This is a genomic window from Klebsiella ornithinolytica, assembly GCF_030505655.1.
Taxonomy (GTDB): domain Bacteria; phylum Pseudomonadota; class Gammaproteobacteria; order Enterobacterales; family Enterobacteriaceae; genus Klebsiella; species Klebsiella ornithinolytica.
Genome location: NZ_CP130153.1, coordinates 1615036 through 1638850, shown reverse-complemented (window position 1 = coordinate 1638850; position 23815 = coordinate 1615036). Strand labels below are relative to the sequence as shown.

General features: G+C 54.3%; 20 protein-coding genes. 6 read left to right on the top strand and 14 right to left on the bottom strand.

The window, feature by feature from the left end:
- Window positions 1-28 precede the first annotated feature (28 nt).
- The 3 genes from bglG to dusC form a co-directional block, all read right to left on the bottom strand.
- On the bottom strand, window positions 29-862 hold the full coding sequence (gene bglG / locus Q1L34_RS07725) for a transcriptional antiterminator BglG (protein ID WP_004864750.1): 834 nt from the start codon (window positions 860-862) through the stop codon (window positions 29-31).
- A 176-nt stretch (window positions 863-1038) separates the two neighbouring features.
- Window positions 1039-2403, bottom strand: coding sequence for a carbohydrate porin (locus Q1L34_RS07720; protein WP_015583844.1), 1365 nt, complete (start codon window positions 2401-2403; stop codon window positions 1039-1041).
- Between the two features lie 352 nt (window positions 2404-2755).
- Entirely contained in the window at window positions 2756-3688 is a 933-nt protein-coding gene (dusC, locus tag Q1L34_RS07715) for a tRNA dihydrouridine(16) synthase DusC (protein ID WP_004864755.1), read from the bottom strand.
- A gap of 370 nt (window positions 3689-4058) precedes the next feature.
- On the opposite strand from dusC, the gene Q1L34_RS07710 reads away from it, so the two are divergent.
- The 4 genes from Q1L34_RS07710 to sanA all read left to right on the top strand — a co-directional run bounded on the left by Q1L34_RS07710 (window position 4059) and on the right by sanA (window position 7003).
- Window positions 4059-4466: a CidA/LrgA family protein gene (locus Q1L34_RS07710; RefSeq protein ID WP_004864758.1), complete on the top strand. Its 408-nt coding sequence runs from the start codon at window positions 4059-4061 to the stop codon at window positions 4464-4466.
- Window positions 4456-5151 carry a CidB/LrgB family autolysis modulator gene (locus Q1L34_RS07705; RefSeq protein ID WP_004864760.1) on the top strand — a complete coding sequence of 232 codons (696 nt, stop codon included), beginning with the start codon at window positions 4456-4458 and terminating at the stop codon, window positions 5149-5151. Before Q1L34_RS07710 ends, Q1L34_RS07705 begins: the two co-directional genes overlap by 11 nt.
- Before the next feature lie 127 nt (window positions 5152-5278).
- A complete protein-coding gene (cdd, locus tag Q1L34_RS07700; RefSeq protein WP_327204439.1) occupies window positions 5279-6163 on the top strand; it encodes a cytidine deaminase in 885 nt (294 codons plus the stop codon).
- Window positions 6164-6289: 126 nt separating this feature from the next.
- Window positions 6290-7003, top strand: coding sequence for an outer membrane permeability protein SanA (gene sanA / locus Q1L34_RS07695; RefSeq protein WP_004864763.1), 714 nt, complete (start codon window positions 6290-6292; stop codon window positions 7001-7003).
- 239 nt (window positions 7004-7242) lie between these two features.
- Here the strand turns inward: sanA and mglC are convergent, their stop codons facing one another.
- The 6 genes from mglC to folE form a co-directional block, all read right to left on the bottom strand.
- Window positions 7243-8253: a galactose/methyl galactoside ABC transporter permease MglC gene (mglC, locus tag Q1L34_RS07690; protein ID WP_004864765.1), complete on the bottom strand. Its 1011-nt coding sequence runs from the start codon at window positions 8251-8253 to the stop codon at window positions 7243-7245.
- Window positions 8254-8268: 15 nt separating this feature from the next.
- Entirely contained in the window at window positions 8269-9789 is a 1521-nt protein-coding gene (gene mglA, locus Q1L34_RS07685; RefSeq protein WP_004864767.1) for a galactose/methyl galactoside ABC transporter ATP-binding protein MglA, read from the bottom strand.
- A 176-nt stretch (window positions 9790-9965) separates the two neighbouring features.
- The gene (gene mglB / locus Q1L34_RS07680; protein WP_032717956.1) at window positions 9966-10964 is read right to left on the bottom strand and encodes a galactose/glucose ABC transporter substrate-binding protein MglB; all 999 of its coding nucleotides are present in this window, start codon (window positions 10962-10964) and stop codon (window positions 9966-9968) included.
- A 293-nt stretch (window positions 10965-11257) separates the two neighbouring features.
- On the bottom strand, window positions 11258-12280 hold the full coding sequence (galS, locus tag Q1L34_RS07675; RefSeq protein ID WP_004864771.1) for an HTH-type transcriptional regulator GalS: 1023 nt from the start codon (window positions 12278-12280) through the stop codon (window positions 11258-11260).
- A gap of 155 nt (window positions 12281-12435) precedes the next feature.
- Window positions 12436-13593, bottom strand: coding sequence for a DUF418 domain-containing protein YeiB (yeiB, locus tag Q1L34_RS07670; RefSeq protein WP_004864773.1), 1158 nt, complete (start codon window positions 13591-13593; stop codon window positions 12436-12438).
- A gap of 17 nt (window positions 13594-13610) precedes the next feature.
- A complete protein-coding gene (folE, locus tag Q1L34_RS07665; protein ID WP_004864775.1) occupies window positions 13611-14279 on the bottom strand; it encodes a GTP cyclohydrolase I FolE in 669 nt (222 codons plus the stop codon).
- A 360-nt stretch (window positions 14280-14639) separates the two neighbouring features.
- Here folE and fghA point away from each other — a divergent pair, with 360 nt between their 5' ends.
- A complete protein-coding gene (fghA, locus tag Q1L34_RS07660; RefSeq protein WP_327204438.1) occupies window positions 14640-15476 on the top strand; it encodes an S-formylglutathione hydrolase in 837 nt (278 codons plus the stop codon).
- 75 nt (window positions 15477-15551) lie between these two features.
- Here fghA and Q1L34_RS07655 read toward each other — a convergent pair whose 3' ends face one another.
- The 5 genes from Q1L34_RS07655 to yieE form a co-directional block, all read right to left on the bottom strand.
- Window positions 15552-17075, bottom strand: coding sequence for an EAL domain-containing protein (locus tag Q1L34_RS07655; protein WP_004864779.1), 1524 nt, complete (start codon window positions 17073-17075; stop codon window positions 15552-15554).
- Between the two features lie 425 nt (window positions 17076-17500).
- Window positions 17501-19474: a catecholate siderophore receptor CirA gene (gene cirA, locus Q1L34_RS07650; protein ID WP_015583841.1), complete on the bottom strand. Its 1974-nt coding sequence runs from the start codon at window positions 19472-19474 to the stop codon at window positions 17501-17503.
- Window positions 19462-19728 carry a hypothetical protein gene (locus Q1L34_RS07645; protein ID WP_004864783.1) on the bottom strand — a complete coding sequence of 89 codons (267 nt, stop codon included), beginning with the start codon at window positions 19726-19728 and terminating at the stop codon, window positions 19462-19464. The genes cirA and Q1L34_RS07645 overlap by 13 nt, the downstream gene beginning before the upstream one ends.
- Window positions 19729-19786: 58 nt before the next feature.
- Window positions 19787-21256 carry an amino acid permease gene (locus Q1L34_RS07640; protein WP_032686702.1) on the bottom strand — a complete coding sequence of 490 codons (1470 nt, stop codon included), beginning with the start codon at window positions 21254-21256 and terminating at the stop codon, window positions 19787-19789.
- Window positions 21257-21447: 191 nt separating this feature from the next.
- Window positions 21448-22314 (bottom strand): DNA-binding transcriptional regulator YeiE, encoded by an 867-nt coding sequence (yieE, locus tag Q1L34_RS07635; protein WP_004864789.1) that lies wholly within the window; start codon window positions 22312-22314, stop codon window positions 21448-21450.
- Between the two features lie 371 nt (window positions 22315-22685).
- Between yieE and Q1L34_RS07630 the strand changes: the two genes are divergently transcribed.
- Window positions 22686-23735: a YeiH family protein gene (locus Q1L34_RS07630; RefSeq protein ID WP_004864791.1), complete on the top strand. Its 1050-nt coding sequence runs from the start codon at window positions 22686-22688 to the stop codon at window positions 23733-23735.
- Window positions 23736-23815: the final 80 nt, after the last annotated feature.

Here is a 23815-nt window from a genome sequence, read left to right as displayed (position 1 = left end):
GTAACAATCCAGTTTTCAGTAAAGGGAATTAACGCCCTTCTTTTCTCACCCGCTCGATATGAATGGCGAGAAACATAATTTCTTCCGTCGTCAGCGACCGCTGATAGCTTTTCTGTAGATGAATCGCGACGGTTTCGGCACATTTCCACGCTTTGGCGTAGTTATCTTTCACCGCGCTGTGCAAAGTGACGTCATCATCTGCCACCACCGTGCGCGTCAGCATCCGCTGGGCAAAAAACTTCAGATGAGTGACAAAGCGCTGGTAGCTCAGCGACTCTTCGTCATAGTTCAACTGCAGTTGATACTTCACCAGCTGCAGGATCTCCTGCATCACCCGGGTGACATGCATCACTTCCGGCATTTCGCTGTTGAGCTGCGCGGTGACCAGGTGCAGCGCAATAAATCCGGCCTCATCTTCGGCGAGCTCAACGCCGAGCCGCCTGGCGATAATCGCCCGCGCCTCCTGCCCGAGCTCAAACTCTTTCGGATAAAGCCGCTTAATTTCCCACAGCAGTACGTTGCGGATCGTCACCCCATTCTTTTGCCGTTCAATGGCAAAATGGCAGTGATCGGTCAGGGTGATATACAGGCTCTCCTGCAACTTACCCAACCGCCCGCGCGCCAGTTCAATAATCCGATCGCAGGTGGTCATCACTTCTAACGGTATCTGACTGAGTAATTCACCTAAACGGCCAACCAGTTCATCGCTCTGCAGCGCGAAGATCTTTTCAATTTTACTTTCGTCCAGTGAGTCACCGACGCGTTTCTGAAAGGCTAGCCCTCGCCCCATCACCACCTGTTCGCGTCGCTGCTCATCTAAAACAACCACCACATTATTATTAAGAACTTTGGCGATTTGCATATGAACCCCAGAAACAAAAAAACCTGACCCCCGACAAAGCCGGGAAATCAGGTTTTGCCTGCCGAAGCAGTAGCAATCCAACACCCGCACTGTAGCAATTTCTTCCGTCGGCTCAACCTGCGAAGCCGAAAAACGTGATACGGATCGCGACTAATCACTCGACGCGGTATAGACCGTCAGAAAGTCACCACGGTTTTCCACTCGATGACCCAGGCATCCTGAGTCTGAGCGACGCCGCCCGGACGATGCCAGTACTGCAGTCCTGGCTGCAGCTCAAGCCACGAAACCGGACGCAGGCGGTAGTACAGTTCAGCATTCACCGAATGTCCGGCCACCGGCTGATAGTTCGCCGCGTAGTAGTCCGTGGCCCCGCTGACCTCATTCATATACTGCTGATTGCGCGCGTAATGGTTGCTCATATCCATCCAGGTCAGGCCAAAGCCCAGCCAGTCTTGCGGACGGGCGTCAAACAGGCCACGATAGCGCATTGATGCGGCTACGGCGGTATGGATGTAGTTGCTGCGCTGATCGCTATAGCTGCCGCTCAGCGAGACGCTCATCCCGCGATCGGGGTCGTCGGCATGGCGGGTTATCTGCTGGTTCATCCCGGCATACAGAAACCAGGTGCGATCGTATTGCGCATATCCTTGCGGATCGGTGGCCCCGGGGCCGCCGGATTTTCCGCTATACAGATCGCTCTGCGGCGCGTTGGTGTAGAGCACACCGAGGTTATACGCGCCGGAAAGACCATTGATGACCGGCCGCGCTTCAATCTCTACCGGCAGCAGAATGCCTTTGCTGCCTTTTGTCGACCAGCTCCACGCGTGGCTACGGGAAGAGGCTTCCGGGTTTTGCTCCATGACACCGCCCTTCAGCGTCAGCGTCGGGGTCAGCTTATATTCGACGGTCGTTCCCCAGGTATGGACGTTCCAGTTGTTCCAGGTCATCGAGTTAGCGGACTTGCCGCCGCACTGTGAAAGCAGCTGGAAATCGCAGGGGATAATCTGATCGAAGGTCTGCACCTTATTCATCATCCCGATACGCCACGTCAGACGACGGTCATCGAAGCTACGGGCAAAGGTCAGCCAGCCAAGACGGGTAATAGACTGGCCTCCCCAGCTCTCCTGCGCCAGATCGTTAAAATTAACCCGCGGATCCTGCAGCCGCTGGGTGGTCAGGTTGTCATCGTGGTTACGGTTAACGATATTACCTTCGATACGTGCATCCGGGATCCCGGTCCAGCGCTCCAGGTCCTGCGTAAAGGTCAGAGCGACCTGATCGATATAAGCCAGCTGTTTATCATGGTTATATCCGCCGCCCGCGTTGTAACCCATTTCATTGAGGTAGCCGAGATTATAATGAAATCCGTTATTTTCAAGGATTGGACGAATCCCTGACATCTCCCCGAGCAACCCTTTTTGCGGGTTCTCAAAACCTAATACCGTACCGTTCCATTTTTCCGTTTCCGCGGCAAAAGCGCCGGGCGTTAACAGCGAAAATGTCACTATCAACAGGAGGGGATTTATTTTTTTGTTGTGCATAATGATATCCGTTGTGACTGAATAAGGGTAATAGCTGGCCCCAGGCAATAAACCCGCCCGTTTTTCGTCTTTATATTTATTTTTTCAATACCTGCCCGTCAGCCATTCAACGGCGTTGTTGATACACCTGGGCAGATCATAAGTCATTGCTTTAAATGAACATTTAATTCCTCAAAAATAAAAGGCAAAAAAAAACCTAAGCACTCCAGCCACAAATGGCGGAAGTGCTTAGGTTTTGCCTGTATCAGTAGCAACCCTGAATATATAAGTTACACAATATCACTCAGCGACAGAAATGCCCATCAGCAGATGGTTCCCGAGTAATAAAGTGTGAGCGATTTAACAATCTTCCCTAATAACGGGCAATGGCTAGCGCAATGTCCGCCGAGGTTTTCAGCGTGCGTATTTCATTAAACACGACCAGCGCCTCATCATATTCTTTGCGTAAATAACTGAGCCACTGTTTAATTCGCGCAACATGATACAGCCCGGTATCGCCCTGTTTTTCCAGACGCGTATATTTTTTCAGTAGCTCCACGACCTGCGGCCACGGCATGCGCGGTTCGTTATATTTGATGACCCGACTTAAATTTGGCACGTTTAGCGCGCCGCGACCAATCATTACCGAGTCGCAACCGGTGACCGCCAGACACGCCTGTGCGCTTTGCCAGTCCCAGATTTCGCCGTTAGCGACAACCGGAATTGACAGCCGCTGGCGGATTTCGCCAATCGCCGCCCAGTTGATCCGCTCCGCTTTATAAGCGTCTTCTTTCGTGCGGCCGTGAACCACGAGCTCCGTCGCGCCGGCCTGCTCTACCGCATCGGCAATTTCGAACTGCCGCGCTCCGCTGTCCCAGCCCAGGCGAATTTTGACCGTCACCGGCAGATGATCCGGTACCGCTTCGCGCATTGCTTTTGCACCGCGATAGATAAGCTCCGGGTCTTTAAGCAGCGTCGCCCCGCCGCCGCTGCCGTTCACCAGCTTTGACGGACAGCCGCAGTTCAAGTCAACGCCCCAGGAGCCCAGCTCCACCGCCCGCGCGGCATTTTCCGCCAGCCACTGCGGATATTGCCCCAGCAGCTGCACCCGAACGCGGGTGCCGGAAGGAGTGCGGCTTTGATGATGGAGTTCCGGGCACAGTTTATAGAACGATTTTACCGGCAGCAGCTGATCCACCACCCGCAGAAACTCGGTGATGCACAGATCGTAATCGTTAACCTCGGTCAGCAGCTCGCGCACCAGCGAATCGAGCACGCCTTCCATCGGCGCCAGTAATACACGCATATTGTTACCCGGAAAAAAAAGAGGCGCTATGGTAGCGCCTCTGTGCGTCGGTTGAAAGATCTCAATGTGGTTCGGCTGCGCCTGGCAGGTCGAGAGGTGCGATAAGGCAGGGATACCGCCCTTCGCGTCACGCGTAATTTGCCACGCCGCGAACAGCAGAGTTGCGCCGGGGCGGCGGGACAAAAGCGCAGCGCCCCGCTCTCCCCGCGGCGCTTTCACTATTATTTATCGCAGGATTCATCAACATGCATTCCGCATGCCCGAAGGTTCCATTACTCTATTAAATCTATGCCTGGAATTCATGATGTGATCGGTAGCACATTTCAAGGTTTAATTGTATGATGAATACGGTTCATCAAGGGTTATTACCATGAGTAAATCGCTGAATATTATCTGGCAGTACCTGCGGGCTTTTGTCCTGATCTATGCTTGTTTATACGCCGGGATTTTTATTGCTTCCCTGCTGCCCATTACCATTCCAGGCAGCATCATCGGCATGCTGATTTTGTTCGTTCTTCTGGCGCTACAGATTATGCCGCCGAAGTGGGTCAACCCCGGCTGTAACATATTGATTCGCTATATGGCGCTGCTGTTCGTGCCTATTGGCGTTGGCGTCATGCAATATTGGGATCTGCTGCGTGCGCAGCTCGGCCCGGTGGCAATCTCCTGCACGATCAGTACATTAGTGGTCTTCCTGGTGGTGAGCTGGAGCTCACATCTGGTTCACGGCGAACGTAAAGTGGTCGGTCAAACGGAGGACGTCAAAGATGATGCATGAAATCTGGTGGTCCTTGCCGCTGACGCTGATCGTCTTTTTCCTCGCCCGCAAGCTGGCCGCGCGGTTTAAATTTCCGCTGCTGAATCCTCTGCTGGTGGCGATGGTGGTGATCATCCCCTTTTTGTTGCTCAGCGGTATCTCCTACGATCGCTATTTTCAGGGCAGTAAAATTCTCAACGATTTACTTCAGCCTGCGGTTGTGGCGCTGGCCTTCCCGTTGTATGAGCAGCTGCATCAGATCCGCGCCCGCTGGAAATCGATCATTACGATCTGCTTTATCGGTAGCGTCGTGGCGATGGTAACCGGCACTACCGTCGCGCTGCTGCTCGGCGCGACACCGCAAATCGCCGCGTCGATTATGCCGAAGTCGGTCACCACGCCGATTGCGATGGCGGTCAGCGGGAGCATTGGCGGTATTCCGGCCATCAGCGCGGTGTGCGTCATTTTCGTGGGGATTCTCGGCGCGGTTTTCGGCCACAGCCTGCTTAACCTGATGCGCATTCGCACCAAAGCCTCGCGCGGCCTGTCGATGGGGACCGCATCGCATGCCCTCGGGACCGCCCGCTGCGCGGAGCTGGATTATCAGGAAGGGGCTTTCAGCTCCCTGGCGCTGGTGCTGTGCGGGATTATCACCTCGCTGGTGGCCCCCTTTTTGTTCCCGCTGATTCTGGCTATCGTCGGATAATCGTGACTTACGTCACATTTATCAGTGCAACATAAACATGTTGCATAAACAATGAGATATTAATCACATATACGGGCTACCCCCGCCCGTACACTAGATTCCCATTACATTGTTATGAGGCAACGCCATGCACCCACGTTTTCACGCTGCTCTTCCCCACCTGGCGGCAGACCTGCAAACGGCCATCGCACCGATGCTGATCGACCCACACTTCCCGGCTTTGCTGGATGCCGGTCAGGTCGCCACGCTGCGGAATGCAACAGGCTTCGATGAAGACGCGCTGGCCTTTGCGCTGCTGCCGCTCGCGGCGGCCTGTGCGCGCGCCGACCTGTCCCATTTTAACGTTGGCGCCATCGCCAGCGGTATTAGCGGTACCTGGTATTTTGGCGGCAACATGGAATTCCTCGGCGCCACGATGCAGCAAACCGTGCACGCCGAGCAAAGCGCCATTAGCCACGCGTGGCTGCGCGGCGAACGCTCGCTCAATGCTATTACCGTCAACTACACCCCCTGCGGCCACTGTCGTCAGTTTATGAATGAGCTGAACAGCAGCCAGGTTCTGCGTATTCATCTGCCGGGTCGCGAAGCGCATTCTCTACAGCACTATCTGCCGGATGCCTTCGGTCCGAAAGATCTCGAGATTAAAACGCTGCTGATGGATGAACAGGATCATGGTTTCCCGCTAACCGGCGACACTCTGGCGCAGGCGGCCATTCAGGCAGCCAACCGCTGCCATATGCCGTACAGCCAGTCGCCTTCCGGCGTGGCGCTGGAGTTGAAAGACGGCACCATTTTCGCCGGTAGCTATGCGGAAAACGCGGCATTTAACCCAACGCTGCCGCCGCTGCAGGGAGCGCTCAACCTGCTGAGCCTCAACGGATATGACTATCCGGATATTCAGCGCGCCATTCTGGCTGAGAAAGCCGATGCGGCGCTGATTCAGTGGGATGCAACCGTAGCAACGCTGAAAGCGTTGGGTTGCCACAATATTGATCGCGTCCTGCTCGGCTAAGTGACCCGTCATGCGGGCCCTGTTGGCCCGCATTGTTGAAAATCCCCGCAATTAAACGATGGTTTCTTGCTCTTGCCCGGCGGGTAAAGTAGCCTGATAGCTCCATTGTCCACATGAGTCAGGTGAATGTTAAAGCGTGTGTTATACAGCCTGTTAGTCCTGTTCGGCCTGCTGCTGTTGACCGTGCTGGGTCTTGACCGTTGGATGAGCTGGAAAACCGCTCCCTATATCTATGATGAACTCCAGGATCTGCCCTACCGCCAGGTTGGGGTGGTGCTCGGTACCGCCAAGTACTATCGCACCGGAGTGATTAATCAGTATTATCGCTATCGTATTCAGGGTGCGCTGAACGCTTACAATAGCGGCAAGGTGAACTACCTGCTGCTGAGCGGCGATAATGCGCTGCAAAGCTACAACGAACCGATGACCATGCGCCGCGATTTAATCAAAGGCGGCGTCGACCCTGCCGATATCGTGCTCGATTACGCCGGGTTCCGCACCCTCGACTCTATCGTGCGCACCCGCAAGGTTTTCGATACCAACGACTTTATTATCATTACCCAACGCTTCCACTGCGAACGGGCGCTGTTTATCGCCCTGCATATGGGGATTCAGGCGCAGTGTTACGCCGTACCTTCGCCGAAGGATATGTGGAACGTGCGTTTACGTGAGTTTGGCGCCCGGTTTGGCGCGCTGGCGGATTTGTACGTGTTCAAACGCGAACCCCGCTTTTTAGGGCCGCTGATACCGATACCAACTTTGCAGGAAGTGCCGGAGGGAGCGCAGTCCTATCCTGCCGTAACGCCAGAACAGCTGCTGGAACTGCAAAAGAGTAAATGACGGGTCGTTGATGGCGGTATGCTTTCCGCCGGCCCACTCCGCCTTGCGCGGTCAGCTATTTATCGTGGTCTGGTTCAGGTAAACGGGTGTTCGGGCGAAGCGTTGCGCTAAGTGCGCTCTACAGCGGCCCGCCAGTAACCAGGCAGAGACCGCGACACCCCCTCCCGCTTTCACCCTGGCCGTGGTAAACAGACGAAAAAAAGCCCGCGCAAATGCACGGGCGGGATAACAACGGACGGTTATTTTTTGCGCGCGTATTTCAACGAATCCAGCGCCACGGCGAAGATAATGATCGCCCCTTTGATGATGTACTGCCAGTAGGGGTTTACGCCGATATAGGTCAGGCCGTAGTTGATAACGGTGAAGATGATCACCCCGGTCACCACACCAAGCACCGTCCCCACACCGCCGCTGAACGACACGCCGCCGACGACGCAGGCCGCGATCGCATCCAGCTCATACATAAAGCCGAGGTTGTTGGTCGCCGAACCGATACGCCCGGCCTCCAGCAGACCGCCAAAAGCATAGAACACACCGGACAGGGCATAAATCATCAGCAGGTTCAGCGCCACGTTAACACCGGAAACTTTGGCCGCTTCCGGGTTACCGCCGATGGCAAAAATGTTTTTACCAAAACGGGTTTTATTCCACAGGATCCACACGAAGAAGACCGCAATCGCCGCGTAGAACGTAATGTACGACAGGCGGAACGACCCCAGCGCGATAAACCCTTGGGCAAAGTGTGAGAAGTGGCTGTCAAAGCCGGAAATAGGCGATGCGCCGACAAAATCGTAGTACAGGGAGTTGATGCCATAGACGATGATCATCGTACCGAGGGTGGTGATAAACGGCGTCACGTTCAGGTAAGCGATAATGATCCCGTTAATCAACCCGATAACCGCACCGATTGCGCAGACCAGCAGGATCACCAGCGGAATCGGCATAGTCGCCATCTCCGGGAACACCTTGTTGGCATTATCGACCGCCTGGAGCATGGTTGCGGCGATAACCGCCGCCAGCCCGACCTGACGACCGGCAGAGAGGTCGGTACCCTGGGTCACAATCAGCCCGGCAACGCCGAGCGCGATAATAATACGCACCGAAGACTGAGTCAGGATGTTACTCAAGTTCAGCAAACTTAAGAACGTGGGGTCCTGGAAAATAATAATCGCCAGCAAAACCAACAGCACAACGTAAATCCCACCGTCTTTCAGGTACGTGAGAAAACTTTTTTTATTTAACGCACTCATGAGAAGCCCCTGCTCTTAAAGATGCAACGACGCAAGACGTAAAATTTCGTTCTGCGTAGTAGTTTTTGTCTCAACAATTCCGGCAACAAGACCGTTGCTCATAACCAGAATACGGTCGGTAATACCCAGCAGCTCCGGCATCTCGGAGGAAATAATGATGATCCCTTTATTTTTCTTCGCCAGCTCAGCAATCAGCTGATAAATTTCGAACTTCGCGCCAACATCAATCCCGCGCGTGGGTTCATCAAGCATCAGAATTTCCGGCTGGGTTAAAAGCCAGCGACCAATAATAACCTTTTGCTGGTTACCACCGGACAACGAACCAATTTGCGTATGCTGTCCGGGGGTTTTCACGCGCATCGAGTCAATCACCCACTGGGTATCGCTTTTCATGCGGGAATTGTCCAGCAGACCCACCTTGTTTTTATATTTCTTAATATTGGAGATCAGCGAGTTAAAGCCGATATCCAGATAAGCATAAATACCGGTGGAACGGCGTTCTTCGGTGACTAACGCAAAACCGTGGTTAATGGCTTCATTCGCGCTATGGTTATTGATCTTCTTGCCGTGCAGCGTAATCGTGCCGCCTGATTTTTCGCGGATGCCGAAAAGGGTTTCGACAATATCGGTACGCTTCGCTCCCACCAGCCCGGCGATACCGAGGATCTCCCCTTTTCGCAGATCGAAGGAGACATCGCGAATCGACGGCTGACGCAGCGAGGTCAGGTTGCGCACTTCCAGAATGGTTTCACCGGGCGTGTTGTGCTTCTCCGGGAAGCGCTGGGTTAACGAGCGCCCGACCATCATGGCGATGATCTTATCCATATCCAGGCCTTCCAGCGGCTGGGTGGCAATCCACTGACCATCACGCAGAATCGTGATTTCATCGCATAGCTGGAAGATCTCTTCCATCTTGTGAGAAATATAGACAATACCGCAGCCGCGTTCTTTCAGCTTACGGATAATCTTAAACAGGTGATTAACTTCTTTCTCCGTCAATGATGACGTAGGCTCATCCATAATGACAATTTTGGCGTCATAAGAAAATGCCTTGGCGATTTCAATCATCTGCATCTGCGATACTGATAACGTGCCGACGCGAGCGCGCGGATCGATATCAATATCCAGTTCATCAAATATTCCCTTGGTATCGCGATACATTTTTTCCTGATCGACAAACACGCCTTTGGTGGGATAACGCCCCAGCCACATGTTGTCCATCACCGAACGTTGCAATACCAGGTTTAACTCCTGGTGAACCATTGAAATACCGTTTTCCAACGCTTCTTTCGCGGAATGGAAATCGATCTCTTTTCCCTGAAAAAGAATACTACCGGAATCTTTTTGATAGATTCCAAAAAGGCATTTTAATAATGTCGACTTACCCGCACCGTTCTCTCCCATTAATGCATGAATAGAATGAGGACGGACTTTCAGATTGACATTATCGAGTGCCTTGACGCCAGGAAACGATTTGTTGATATTGCTCATTTCCAACAAGAATTCGCCTGACCGTTCGCTATTATTGCTGACCATAGTTATACCTGGCTGCGTTCATGCACACCCCAACCGACGCAGACGCGTCGCTATCAGGGTCGGGTTCTGTATCAGGAATAATCGGGCGTGAATATCCGGGTATTTCCGCTTGCCGCAGCATTCGCTGTTCGGCAAGCGGAGCTGTTCCGGGAGCGCTCACGCCCGTAACTCAATAATTATTTACCGATAAACTGGCTCAGATTGTCTTTATCTACGCCAACATAAGGTACGCGGACGATCTTATTCTCAATCTTCCAGTTAGTACCCGCTGCCGCTTCTTTACCATCGGCCAGGTTTTTCGCCAGATCGAAGGTCGCTTTCGCCTGGTTGTTAGCATCGTTCAGCACGGTACCGGCCATCGCGCCAGATTTTACCAGCGCCAGTGCTTCAGGCAGGGCATCGACGCCGAATACCGGAATGCTGCTCTTATTGTGAGCCTTCAGCGCTTCAACCGCGCCCATTGCCATCGCATCGTTGTTGGCGATAACCACTTCGATTTTGTTCGCGTTCGGACCTGACAGCCAGGCATCCATCTTATCTTTCGCCTGAGCGGTATCCCACATCGCGGTGTCCATCTGCAGCTGCTGAGTCTTCAGACCTTTGTCATTCAGCTCTTTAACCACGTAAGTGGTACGCGCTTCAGCATCCGGGTGGCCCGGCTCGCCTTTCAGCAGGACATACTGAATCTGACCATCTTTGTTCAGATCCCAGTTCGGATTGGCTTTCCAGTGCTTGGCAATCAGGTCGCCCTGAATAATCCCGGACTCTTTGGAGTCAGTACCGACGTAGAAGGCTTTGTCATAGCTGTCCAGCGCTTTGCGAGACGGCTCTTTGTTAAAGAACACCACCGGTACGTTCTGGCCGCGCGCTTTTTCGATAACGGTGCCAGCCGCTGCCGGGTCCACCAGGTTAATCGCCAGCGCCTTCACCCCTTTTGCCAGCAGGACGTCAATCTGATCGTTCTGTTTGGACTGGTCATTCTGCGAGTCATTCATCAGCAGCTGAACGTCTGGCGCTGATTTGCCGTCTTTCTCAATCGCCTTGCGCACGACCGACATAAAGTTGTCGTCATATTTATAAATGGTTACGCCGATGCGGGTATCCGCTGCGTGTGCCGAGGCACCAAATAACATGCTAGCCATAACAGCAGACAGGGTTAACACCTTCTTATTCATGGAATCTCCGGTTTTATTATGCAGGGTCGTTGGTGTGAAAATAGCCGGCGGGGACTTGTTACATTAGTGTTACCGCACAACAACATTCACGACTGTAAATTCTGTCTTCCGTGTAGGGTAACGCTCCAGAAATAGGACTTAATTAAGCGTTTAGCGCCTTATTGCTACGGTAAAAGTGATTAATCACCGTGACATAGTGGTTCAGACTGGTAAACGAGGCCATCATAATCAGTTGAATGTTAATATACTGTGAATTTACTCACAGATTGAAAGCGGTTACATAAGGCACATCATCAGTTAGTGATCGGCCCCGCAATTTGTCGCGGCATCACCGAATGACGGCGTACCAGCGTTGGCATAAAGCAATGACGCGCTTCATGATCCAGTTTACCTGCCGCCCCCAGCAGCGCCAGCTCCGTTGCCAGCTTTGCCATTGACATAACAGGATAGCGCACGGTCGTCAGCTGTGGGTCGGTGTAACGAGAAATAGGGATGTCGTCAAAGCCGATCAACGACAAATGCTGCGGTACCGCAATGCCGTTATCTTTGAGCGTCGTCAGCGCCCCGGCCGCCATGCTGTCATTGTAGGCAAAGACCGCGGTGAGGCCTAAATTGCGCCCCAGCAGCTCAACCATAGCCGCTTCTCCACCCTGCATATCCGGCGTGCCCGAGCCGATCCAGCTGTCTGGCGCAATAATATTTTGTTCCTGTAACGCCTTACACCACCCTTCCCGGCGCATATCGTCATCTTCAATGCCGTGGTTTGAGGAGAGGTAGCCTATGCGCTGATGGCCGTGGTTCAGCAGCATCCGCGTGGCCATCAGCGCCCCGCTGACGTTATCCAGCCCCACGCAGCGGTGCGCGTAGCCGGGCACAATGCGGTTAATCAGCACCATCCCCGGAATATGCTCCATAAAGTCGCCAAGCTCTTCATCGCTGAGGGCTTTGGAATGGACGATCAGCGCGGAACAGCGCTGGCGAATCAGCACCTCGATGGCATGACGCTCTTTTTCCGCCTCATGGTAGCTATTGCCGATCAACACATATTTCTGGTGCTGCTGAGCGACCGTATCCACCGCTTTGACCAGCGCGCCGAAAAAGGCATCCGACACATCCATCACCACCACGCCAATGGTGTCGCTGACCTGCGTCGCCAGCGCCTGGGCGTTGGCGTTCGGCCGGTAGCCCAGCTGCGTTACCGCTTTCATTACATTTTCCCGCGTATCCGGGCTCACCAGCGCGCTGTTGTTCAGCACGCGCGAGACGGTCGCCACGGAAACGCCCGCCTGACGGGCGACATCACGAATGGTGATCATGCTTACCGCCCTTAAGAGAATTGCAATACGTCACACCCACCTCCTGTGTTCAGCAAGGTGGCTATTCTGGCAGCGACGTGCTGCACGCTACGTGAGAGATGTCACAAGCCTGGAAACGGTTACATCCGTTTTGTTAATGATTGTGATCGAGATCGTTATCTGGATGTGTTTTTTAGTGATGTCCCCGACGCACGCAGGGTTAACTGACGCCACAGCCATTCCACCGGCCCCTGACGGAAATGACGTAGCCAAAAGAGAGAGAAGGTGATATTTACCGCCCAGACCGGCACCACGAAAGCCAGCAACTGCAGACGGTCAAACTTCATAAACAGGCCAAAACGGTAAAAAATAGTGGTGCAGACCAGCGTTTGCAGCAGATAGTTGGTAAGCGCCATCCGCCCGACGCAGGCGATAGCCCCCACCAGCCGCAGCCTGCACAGCTGCGGCCAGAAGCCCCATGCCAGCGCGGCATAGCCTATGGTCTGCAGCGGGGCGCCCAGTTCGCGAGGAGCCTGTAACAGGAACGCACACCAGCGAGGATTCCACCCCAGATGCCACTGGGCAAAAATAGCCGGCAGATTGACGGCCATGCCGGCGACAATCAGCAGGGCGCCGGTGCGGCGATAGTGGCTAAGGCTAAACTGCCCTTTTAACCAGCCGCTGCGCATCAGCGCCGCTCCCATTAGCATCATCCCCGCCAGCTGCCAGCCGTACTGCGCCCCCAGCGCCAGCAGGTTATCGGAGAGCATATCGGCACGGTTGCTGACCGCCTCCAGCCCGCCGTTCAGCTTCCAGTATTGCTCATACTGTAAATTGGCCGCATCGGGCACCCATGAACGGTTCGGCGCGCCGCCGGAAATCACGCCGAGCAGCACGAGCACCGCAACACCGATGACGTAGAGCACGACGCCGGTGTTAAACAGCGATTTGATGTGATGCGCATCGCGCACCATGCGCCACGCCACCAGCCCCACCAGCGCATAGGCCAGCAGGATATCGCCATCCCAGAACAACAGACCGTGGATAAAACCCAGCAGCGCCAGGAGCGTCAGGCGCGACTGGATCCAGCGCTTGCCGCGAGGCAGCAGCATCTGTAGTCCGGCGCCAAACAGCAAGGCAAACAGCGTCAGAAATTTGACCTGCGCAAACAGATCGAGAATTGCCCAGGTCCAGGCATCGCTGAGGGAAATGCTCCCGGACCACGCCGGGTTGAGGTAGGCGGCCTTCGGCAAGCCGAAGGCGCTGATATTGAGAAGCAGGATCCCAAGGATGGCGACGCCGCGCACAAAGTCCAGCGTGACATTTCGCTCCATCTGCCCTGCTCCGTATTTTAGTTGTGGTGACGTACGGCGCGCAGGAACTCCTGGCGAGTATTCTGGCTGGATTTAAACAGGCCGCCCAGAGAGGTCGTCGTCGTGGCACTGGTGGCATCACGGATGCCGCGCGCTTTGACGCAGTAATGCACCGCATCAATGGATACCGCAACGTTGCTGGTGCCCAGCAGCGTCTGCAGCGCCGTTAAAATCTGCTGAGTCAGTCGCTCCTGCACCTGCGGGCGCTGAGAGAAGAACTGCACGATACGGTTAATTTTCGACAGGCCGATGACCGAATCTTTCGGGATATAGGCTACCGTCGCTTTACCATCAATAGTGACAAAGTGGTGTTCACAGGTGCTGGTCAAGGTAATGTCACGCACGGTGACCATTTCATCGACCTGCATTTTGTTTTCGATAACGGTGATTTTTGGGAACCTGGCATAATCCAGCCCGGAAAAAATCTCATCGACGTACATCTTGGCGATGCGTCGTGGCGTTTCCATCAGGCTGTCATCAGTTAGATCAAGATTCAGCAGTTGCATAATCTCGGTCATGTGTCCGGCAATCAAGCTCTTGCGAGTTTCATTATCAATTTCTTGTACTGGCGGACGCAGCGGCGTCTCCAGCCCACGAGCGACCAGCGCTTCATGAACGAGTATGGCTTCTTTACTCAGTGCTGACATTTAGGTTCTCCTGCAGGTGTGGCGCTCTTTGCTCTTCTGCGGGCAAAGTTTGCATTCATTGTGCGTGAGGTGGCGCACATAATCCAGTAGCCGAAACGATAATTATTGAAATTTGCGTGAGCTATTGATCCCTCGCGACGGGCCCTGCCTGCCGCTAATTAAACTTGCCCTACTCGCCTTTCACTCAGCCACTTAGCGCCACGCGGTATGGCACCGTTTCCGGCGGGCGGGCATGTTGGCTAAAAGTTGCATTAATGATGCAATATGTTCCTCAAAGGAGGAAGTGAAAGTTACTCACGGGTAGATGAAATATCTGTATTATGACCTGACACCCGCATTTACCTTCCTGAGGAGCCCTGCATGGAATTGCTTGAAGAGCATCGCTGTTATGAAGGTCGGCAGCAACGCTGGCGGCACGACTCCAGTACCCTGAACTGTGCAATGACGTTCAGTATTTTTTTACCTCCCCTGCGTGATGAGACGCCGCCGCCGGTGCTCTACTGGCTGTCGGGGCTGACCTGCAATGATGAAAACTTCACCACCAAAGCGGGCGCCCAGCGTATCGCTGCCGAACTTGGTCTTGTGCTGGTGATGCCGGATACCAGCCCTCGCGGCGATGATGTCGCCGACGATAGCGGTTGGGATCTGGGCAAAGGCGCAGGTTTTTACCTGAATGCCAGCCAGGCGCCGTGGTCTGCGCATTTCCAGATGTACGACTACCTGCGTGACGAACTGCCGCAGCTCATCCGTTCGCAGTTTCACGTCAGCGAGCGCTGCGCAATCAGCGGTCACTCGATGGGCGGGCACGGCGCACTGATCATGGCGCTGAAAAACCCGGGTCGCTTTACCAGCGTTTCCGCTTTCGCGCCCATCGTTAACCCTACGCAGGTTCCCTGGGGGCAAAAAGCCTTCACCGCCTATCTGGGGGCCGATGAATCGACCTGGCAGGCGTGGGACAGCTGCGCATTAATGCAGGCCAGCCAGCCCGGCGATGCCATTCCGACGCTGATAGACCAGGGCGATAACGACACATTCCTCGCGCGACAGCTGCAGCCGGCGGTGCTGGCAGAGTGCGCGCGGCAGAAGGCGTGGCCGTTAACCCTGAGAATTCAGCCCGGCTACGATCACAGCTACTATTTCATTGCTTCATTTATCGAAGATCATCTGCGTTTTCATGCCCGCTATCTGCTGGCCTGATTGCCTGCCGGTGTGCCGCAGCCTCGTCGCGGCGCACCGTTTCCCGCTGGCCCGACCGCCGCGCAATGGCATGCGTCATTCAACAATCACCGTTTCTTTATTCTTCGACAGCAGGATCTTTATCAGCTCAATATAAGAAACCGGTTTAAAAAAATAATAACCTTGTAACAGCGTGATATTTTTCCGGTTGAGATAATTCAGCTGCTCTACGGTTTCAACGCCCTCAGCCACAATACGCAATGAGAGCTTGCGCGCCATTTCAAGCACGCAGTCCAGCAGCTTCGTCGATTCATCGAGGCCGTTCACCCGACCGACAAAGCTTTTATCGATCTTTATGTAGTCAATGTTCAAATCATGAAGATAAGACAGCCCTGAATACCCGGTGCCAAAATCATCCAGCGCAATTGTAAAACCGCGGGCGTGCAGGGTGTTCAGATTCGCGATCAGCTGCTCATCGACGTGGAGCGGTTCACGTTCGGTGACTTCAAGCACCAGCGTTAAATTCTTGTTCTGGAAACCGTCGCGGTATTTCAGACAGTCATCCATAAACTGAGGCGAACTGATATGTGAAGCGCTGAAGTTGATACCAATATGAAAACCATCGGGCAGCTTGCTGGTGATTTTGTTCATCTGCACCACCACCTGCGCCATCAGGCTTTGGGTTAAGGGAATAATCAGTCCCGTTCGTTCCGCGAGGGGGATAAATGTCACCGGTGAAATAAGCCCCAGTCGCGGATGTTTCCATCTGGCCAACACCTCGACGCCATAGATAGCCCCGCTGCGGCCATTAACCACCGGCTGGTAAAAAGGAACGATCTCCCCGTTTTCAATGGCTTTACGCAAGTTATCCTCGGGGGTCGTGTATTTGTTCGCATACTTCAGCAGGATCCAGGCCAGGGCGCATGCCACGAACAGAATAAAGATCAACAAACCAGCCCCCTGATTAATCATTCGTTTAACACTAAAAAACGCCGGGAGATTGTATTCAATAGCAAACATAAATTCGGCCGATCGGAAATATGCGGTGGTACTGCGGCTTAAGTCGGTGTTTCTGACATCGCCTGCCGTTCCGATAGTCCGGTCGCCCACCACTAAGGCAAATTGCGTATTCTGTATATTGCTGCTCAGCGCATCGCGAATATGCACATCGCTGATGCTGATGACGGCTTTTCCGGCCGGAAAACGCGTTTGCCAGGCGAGAATCGGCCGACTGTTCACGGTATTTCTCGCGGGAATCAGCATTAACCGGGTGTCCGGCATATCGTTGAAATTCAACAGCAGAACCCGATTTCCCGGCAGGGAAGAACACCAGATTTTATCGTCCTTAATAATCAAAATCGTTCTGAGGTGTGGTTTAAGCGCCGCCTCCGTCCCAAGTTGAAACTGGCCTTCCGGCGTACAGCCTCTGCTCGCCACCTCCAGCGCGGTTGTTGTCGCCTGGCGCGCCTCCTCAAGGATGGCATCAATTCTTTTCGCGGCATGATGTGCGGCATTGGCGCTATTTATTCTGGCGGAGTACCACAGCTGTATATTCAAAATAGACACGCCGATGAGGATAAAAAATACAGCAACGAAAACAGGGAGTATGACATTGCGCATTATTGTTCTCTGTCAATGGAGATGCGATTAATGAATAACGTCGACATGCTCACCATTGATCCCCATGACGTCAGTCATGTTCTCAATCTTAACCCTGCCCTCTGAATGTGTTCTGGACACCAGCGGAAATAACCGGCGGATATTACCACTCACCGTCGAATTTCAGTTCTGAACAAACCGGAGGAAGTCATCCATCCTGATAGAGAATGGGAGCGTCTCTCCCTATAGTGTATACGCCATTTCGCGCCGCGCCTGTTTGTGTGATAACGGCGCCAGCGCATTGAAAAACATCTGCAAAAACAACTCACCGTCGGCATTGTGGAAACACCGACGGCGATGTAAGGTCAGGCCATCATGATGCAAAGCCGGCCAGAAGTTTATCCAGGGGCAGACAGCAGTCGCCATCTGCCCTCTTTCCGCTTCGATCAGAAGCGGTAGTCCACGGCCATAAAGTAGCGACGACCTTCTTCGGTATAGCTATAGTCGTCGCGGCTCAGATCTTTATCCCCCACGTTCAGCACGCCTGAACGCAGCTTCACGCTCTTCGTCACCTGCCAGGCCGCACCGATATCAAACATGGTGTAGCCACCCGGGGTTTTCGAGGTGGCGCTGACAGCGCGCTGCTCGCCGGTATAATTCGCGGTGACGTAGAAGGACCAGTCATCCAGCGGTTTCCAGTCCAGCGTCCCGTTGGCGGTGTGGAACGGCAGCGATTGCAGCGGTTTGTCGCCACCGTTGCTGAGATCGCGGCCATCGTTATAGGTGTAGTTCACCGTCAGCTTCCACTCGTCGCCGAACGGCACTTTGACTTCGGTTTCCACCCCTTTAATACGCGCTTTGTTGACGTTGAAGTAGCGGAAGACCGGTACGCGTTTGCCGTTGACCGTTTTCCAGCCGACAAAGTTCGGGTAGCCCGGCGCTTCGCTGGCGCTGGAGGTTCGCAGAATATCGATCATATCGTCGACGTTATTCTGGAAGGTGGTCACGCTGCCTTCTACGCCATCCAGCAGCCCCTCTTCGCCGCGGTAGTAGAGGCCAAGTTCGAAGCTTTCGCTGGTTTCCGGCTTCAGGTCCGGGTTACCAATGATGCTGCACGAGCCACGGCAGGAGTTGGTGGTCCAGTCCGGGTTCAGCTGCAGCAGCGACGGCGCTTTAAAGGCCGTGGCCCAGCCGCCTTTTACGGTGACCGTATCGGTTGCGTTGTAGACGAGGTAAGCACGTGGACTCCAGTGATCGCCGTAGGTTTGATGGTCGTCCATACGAATACCGGTGGTCAGCGCCAGCGGTTCGAAAATACGCCACTCATCCTCAACAAACAGCGCGTACTGGCTGGCAGAGGTGGATTTTCCGCCGCTGCTCAGGTTGACCGGATCTTTCAGTTTATCGTGGCGCCATTCGCCACCGAAGGTCAGCAGCTGGTTAATCATCCCCAGCGGCAGAACGTACTTGCCGTCAACGGCATTGCTTTCAGAGGTGATCGTCCCGTCCTGGCCTGGGTTTTTGTTATCGACTTTTTCGCCATAAAACTTCAGTTCGCTATTGCCCACGTCCCAACGGCCGTTATGGCTCAGGGAGTAGTTCTGGCGTTCCAGACGGTTGCGGTCGAGGGAGTCGGAATCGCGATCCTGGCGATCGAAGCCATAGCCGGCGGTGATGTCCTGGTTATCGGTCGGCGTCCAGGCAAACTCAACGTTGCCATCGCGGCTGGTAAAACCTTCAATACGCGGCGTTTCGCCGGCGGCATTGCTGGAGGGCTGCTGATCGTCTTTCGCGCGTTTTGCCAGGTTGCCGTAGGCTTTCATCCCCAGCACGCCGTCAATCAGCGGGCCGCTGGTAAAGAACTGACCGTTGTAGGTATCACCGCGATCGCGATGTTCCTGAATCGTGGTATCGGCACTCAGGGTTCCGGTCCACTTCTGGCCGACTTTTTTGGTGATGATGTTCACCACGCCGCCGAGGGCGTCGGAACCATAGAGGGAGGACATCGGCCCGCGGACCACTTCAATGCGCTCGATGGCATCGACCGGGATCCAGTTTAAATCGAAATCGTTATGGCGGAAGACCGCGTTGCGCGAGTTGACGCGTTTGCCGTCGACCAGAATCAGCGTATAGCTGCTGTCGAGGCCGCGAATGCTGACGCCCTTGCGGTTGTCGCCTTCGTTGGTGAGCTGCACACCTGGCACGTCGCGCAGGACATCCTTCAGGTTCTGGACCGGGCGGCGCTGCAGATCTTGCTGAGTAATAACGCTGATACTGGCTGGCGCATCTTTGACGCTCTGTTCAGTCGCCGCGGCGGTGACGACCAGCGTTTCTTCATTCACTTCGGCTGCGGCCGGAAACGCCAGCGATACGACGGATGCGCACAATCCCGCCCGGACAAAAGGGTTTAACCTGAACATTCCATATCTCCATGAGGTCTATAACGAATCAAACAAAAGGTGCAATTAACACGTACTGTCGGCGCACCGCTCATTGGCGGTACGCGCGGTCTTTTTTTACAGTTGACGTGGCTGGTCGCCCCTTGCTGGTTGTTCATGACCGGCAAGACAGGGAGATTGGCTTCATCCTGATTTTGATGAGGATGATAAAGATAATGATTTCGATTATCAATAAAATTATGAAGAACTGTATCAATTTGTAAGGCGTACAGCATAAAAAAAACCCTCTTTAAAAGAGGGTTTTGCGGGAACGGTTACAATAAGCTTCGGCCGTCAGCCTTTAAATCGCTGTGGGAACTTCATTTCGCTATAGCGGACGAAACGGGTACCTTTTGCCAGCTTATAACCAAACCAGATCACCAGGAACAGCGGGATACCGATATAGGTTGCGGCCACGCCACCCCAGTCGATGGTGTCTTTCAGGAACGCTTCATAGTTCTGGCCCAGCGTGATAATCAGGCACAGCACGAAGGCAAAGATCGGCCCCAGCGGGAAGAACCCTGAACGGTACGGCAGATTGTTTAGATCGTTGCCCTGCAGCACGTAGCCGCGACGGAAACGATAGTGGCTGATGGCGATCCCCAGCCAGGCGATGAAACCGGTCATCCCGGAGGTGTTCAGCAACCACAGGTAAACGGTCTGGTTACCAAACATCGAGCTCAGGAAGCACAGCGCGGCAATCACCGTCGTGGCATACAGCGCATTACGCGGCACGCCGCCACGGGACAGCTTCGAGAAGATGCGCGGAGCTTTGCCATCGCAGGCCAGGGTATAGAGCATACGCGTTGACGCATACATTCCCGAGTTACCCGCCGACAGCACCGCCGTCAGGATAACCGCGTTCATGATTGCCGCCGCAGACAGCAGGCCCGCATGCTGGAACACCAGGGTGAACGGGCTGACGGAAATGTCTTTCACGTCGTTACGCAGCAGACTTGGATCGGTATACGGAATGATCAGACTGATAATCAAAATCGCGAAGACATAGAACAGCAGGATACGCCAGAACACCTGGCGCACCGCACGCGGAATATTCTTTTCCGGATTTTCGGATTCGCCCGCGGCAATACCAATAAGCTCGGTGCCCTGGAACGAGAAGCCGACGATCATCGCCACGCCTATCATCGCGGAGAAACCACCGGCAAACGGCGCGTCATCAATGGCCCAGTTGCTCCAGCCCGCAGGCTGCGCGCCTTTAAAGATACCGACGATCATCATCACGCCGACAACAATAAAGATAATCACGGTGGCCACTTTGATCAGCGAGAACCAGTATTCCGCTTCGCCAAAGCCTTTAACCGAGATCCAGTTCAGCAGGAACATAATACCGAGGAACAGGGCGCTCCAGATCCAACCCGGCGTATCCGGGAACCAGTAGCTCATTACCAGCTGAGACGCCACGAGGTCAACGGCGATGGTCACCGCCCAGTTATACCAGTAGTTCCAGCCCAGCGCGAAGCCAAAGCCCTCTTCGACATAGTTCTGACCGTAAGTCGCAAAGGAACCAGATACCGGCATATACGCCGCCAGTTCACCCAGGCTGGTCATCAGGAAATAGACCATCAGACCGATCAGAATATAGGAAAGCAGTGCGCCGCCAGGGCCTGCCTGAGAAATAGTTGCACCAGATGCAACGAAAAGACCTGTACCGATGGAACCGCCAATAGCGATCATGGTCAAGTGGCGCGCCTTCAGTTCACGGCGTAGGCCGGGCGCTTCTGTGGTTTTAGTATCCGAAACCATGTGAAAATGCTATCCATCCAAAAAACGAGGCGCGATTGTAGCAGACGATCCGGGTTCTATCCGGTACAAATGCGAAGTTATAAGAGAGCTTCATGATCGACAATGGATTATTAGTAAAGCACTAATCCCCGGAAATGCCAGTCATAATCTGCTGATCTCTCACGATAATACCCTTGCTAGCCGCCGATGATTTATACCTGACAGTAGCGCAGAAAACGTTGTAATGCCTTGGAAATATGCTTTTGCCGATGGTGAATCCGCCACAGAGTGCGGGTCAGATTAGGCAGCGGGACCGGCAGTTCAACCAGCGATCCCACCTCCAGCTGTTCGGCGATAACCCGCCGGGAGAGGCAGCTGATGCCCAGGCCGTGACGCACGGCGTGTTTGATAGCTTCCGAATTGCCGAGCTCCATGCCCAGATGAAACGCCGGCAGATGCGACAGCAACAGGTAGTCAACGATTTCGCGGGTGCCGGAGCCATGTTCACGCAGGATCCACGGCGCTTCCGCCAGCCGTTGCAGCGTCACCTCCCCTTCCAGCAGCGGCGAATCCGGTGCGGCGAACACCACGAGCTCATCTTCCAGCCATGGCTCGGCGATAATGTCTGCCGCATGACATGGCCCTTCGATAAGCCCGATATCCACCCGCAGATCGGCGACCGCATTAATCACGTCCTGGCTATTGCCCACGCTCAGCTCCAGCGGCAGGTCGGGAAAATCTCGGCGATAGTGGGCGATAATTTCCGGCAGGATATAGTTGCCGATCGTGCTGCTGGCATAAACCCGGATCGCGCCATTGTCACCGCGAAACAGCTGCTCAATCTCCAGCGCGCGCTCCAGTAATGCCAGCGCCCGCGGGTAGAGAAGCCGGCCATGTTCGTTTACCACCAGCCGCTTGCCGACGCGGTCAAACAGCTGCACGCCCAGCTGCCCCTCCAGATCGGTCAGCGCCGCGCTGACCGCCGATTGAGAAAGCGCCAGCATCTGTGACGCCTGGGTCGTTGACCCGCTCTTTAGCACCTCAGCAAATACTTCCAGCTGCCTTAGCGTGATATGCATAACTCATCCTGCCTTCATTTATATACAGCGTGGCTCTCCGACAACCGGTCGATCGTGAGAATGCCACTCCAGACGCGAAAATATTCGCATATACCCTGAATAATTCGAGTTGCAGGACAAGACGGTTAACCGTCCTGAACAGCGTTTACGCTGGCCCCAAAGGGTTCAGGCCATAGGCCGAATCATGCGGCCAGAGAGCAAGTCCCCCAGGCACTTACTGAAACATGTGACTGGGGTAAGTGAGCGCAGCCAACGCACAGCACCTTGATGTATGGCGGGTATACCACTTATTCCGATTGATTATAAATATATAATCAATTTTATATTTAAACCAGTCCGTCGTAATCTTTACACAGACAAAGGAGAAGGTTATGACAGCACTCACTTTACCGACTAAACATCGCACCCTATGGCATTTTATCCCGGGACTTGCGCTGACCGCCGTTCTGACCGGCGCTGCGCTTTGGGCTGGTAGCTTTTCCGCTATCGCCGGCGCCGGCTTCAGCGCACTGACGCTGGCCATCTTATTCGGTATGGTCATCGGTAACACGATTTACCCTAAGCTCTGGCAATCCTGTGATGGCGGCGTGATCTTTGCCAAACAACATCTGTTACGACTCGGCATTATTTTATACGGTTTTCGCCTGACGTTCGCCCAAATCGCCGATGTCGGCGTCAGCGGTATCACTATCGACGTACTGACGCTGACCAGCACCTTTTTTATCGCCTGTTACCTCGGGCAGAAGGTCTTCGGCCTCGACAAACATACCAGCTGGCTGATTGGCGCCGGTAGCAGCATCTGCGGCGCCGCCGCAATTCTGGCTACCGAGCCGGTCGTCAAGGCGGAAGCCAGTAAAGTGACCGTCGCGGTGGCTACGGTAGTCATTTTCGGTACCCTGGCTATCTTCCTCTATCCGGCGATGTATCCGATGCTGGCGCACTGGTTCACACCGGAAGCCTATGGCATCTATATGGGCTCTACGATGCATGAGGTGGCGCAGGTCGTAGCCGCAGGACATGCAATCAGCCCGGATGCGGAAAATGCCGCGGTGATTGCGAAAATGCTGCGCGTGATGATGCTGGCTCCGTTCCTGCTGTTTATGGCCGCTCGCGTCAAACAGCTGGCGCCAGAGGGCCAGGGAGAAAAAAGCAAAATCACCATTCCGTGGTTTGCCATCCTGTTCATTCTGGTGGCGGTGTTTAACTCTTTCCACCTGTTGCCAAAACCGGTCGTCGACATGCTGGTGACGCTCGATACCGTCCTGCTGGCGATGGCGATGGCGGCACTGGGGCTGACCACTCACGTCAGCGCGCTGAAAAAAGCCGGTGCTAAACCGCTGCTGATGGCCTTGATACTGTTCGTCTGGCTGATCGTCGGCGGGGGTGCCATCAACCTGGTGATTCACAGCCTGATGGCATAACCCGGTCGCGTGAACGCACGCATTCGTTGATGTAACTCTGCAGTTAAGCCGCTATCATTACTCTCCACCCAGCGGCTTAA

Coding starts and splice junctions, on each gene's coding strand:
- fghA (WP_327204438.1), top strand. CDS start 14,640: ATGGAATTGCTTGAAGAGCATCGCTGTTATGAAGGTCGGCAGCAACGC.
- mglB (WP_032717956.1), bottom strand. CDS start 10,964: ATGAATAAGAAGGTGTTAACCCTGTCTGCTGTTATGGCTAGCATGTTA.
- sanA (WP_004864763.1), top strand. CDS start 6,290: ATGTTAAAGCGTGTGTTATACAGCCTGTTAGTCCTGTTCGGCCTGCTG.
- mglC (WP_004864765.1), bottom strand. CDS start 8,253: ATGAGTGCGTTAAATAAAAAAAGTTTTCTCACGTACCTGAAAGACGGT.
- mglA (WP_004864767.1), bottom strand. CDS start 9,789: ATGGTCAGCAATAATAGCGAACGGTCAGGCGAATTCTTGTTGGAAATG.
- cdd (WP_327204439.1), top strand. CDS start 5,279: ATGCACCCACGTTTTCACGCTGCTCTTCCCCACCTGGCGGCAGACCTG.
- Q1L34_RS07655 (WP_004864779.1), bottom strand. CDS start 17,075: ATGCGCAATGTCATACTCCCTGTTTTCGTTGCTGTATTTTTTATCCTC.
- galS (WP_004864771.1), bottom strand. CDS start 12,280: ATGATCACCATTCGTGATGTCGCCCGTCAGGCGGGCGTTTCCGTGGCG.
- Q1L34_RS07720 (WP_015583844.1), bottom strand. CDS start 2,403: ATGCACAACAAAAAAATAAATCCCCTCCTGTTGATAGTGACATTTTCG.
- Q1L34_RS07630 (WP_004864791.1), top strand. CDS start 22,686: ATGACAGCACTCACTTTACCGACTAAACATCGCACCCTATGGCATTTT.
- Q1L34_RS07710 (WP_004864758.1), top strand. CDS start 4,059: ATGAGTAAATCGCTGAATATTATCTGGCAGTACCTGCGGGCTTTTGTC.
- Q1L34_RS07640 (WP_032686702.1), bottom strand. CDS start 21,256: ATGGTTTCGGATACTAAAACCACAGAAGCGCCCGGCCTACGCCGTGAA.
- yeiB (WP_004864773.1), bottom strand. CDS start 13,593: ATGGAGCGAAATGTCACGCTGGACTTTGTGCGCGGCGTCGCCATCCTT.
- yieE (WP_004864789.1), bottom strand. CDS start 22,314: ATGCATATCACGCTAAGGCAGCTGGAAGTATTTGCTGAGGTGCTAAAG.
- cirA (WP_015583841.1), bottom strand. CDS start 19,474: ATGTTCAGGTTAAACCCTTTTGTCCGGGCGGGATTGTGCGCATCCGTC.
- Q1L34_RS07705 (WP_004864760.1), top strand. CDS start 4,456: ATGATGCATGAAATCTGGTGGTCCTTGCCGCTGACGCTGATCGTCTTT.
- Q1L34_RS07645 (WP_004864783.1), bottom strand. CDS start 19,728: ATGCTGTACGCCTTACAAATTGATACAGTTCTTCATAATTTTATTGAT.
- bglG (WP_004864750.1), bottom strand. CDS start 862: ATGCAAATCGCCAAAGTTCTTAATAATAATGTGGTGGTTGTTTTAGAT.
- dusC (WP_004864755.1), bottom strand. CDS start 3,688: ATGCGTGTATTACTGGCGCCGATGGAAGGCGTGCTCGATTCGCTGGTG.
- folE (WP_004864775.1), bottom strand. CDS start 14,279: ATGTCAGCACTGAGTAAAGAAGCCATACTCGTTCATGAAGCGCTGGTC.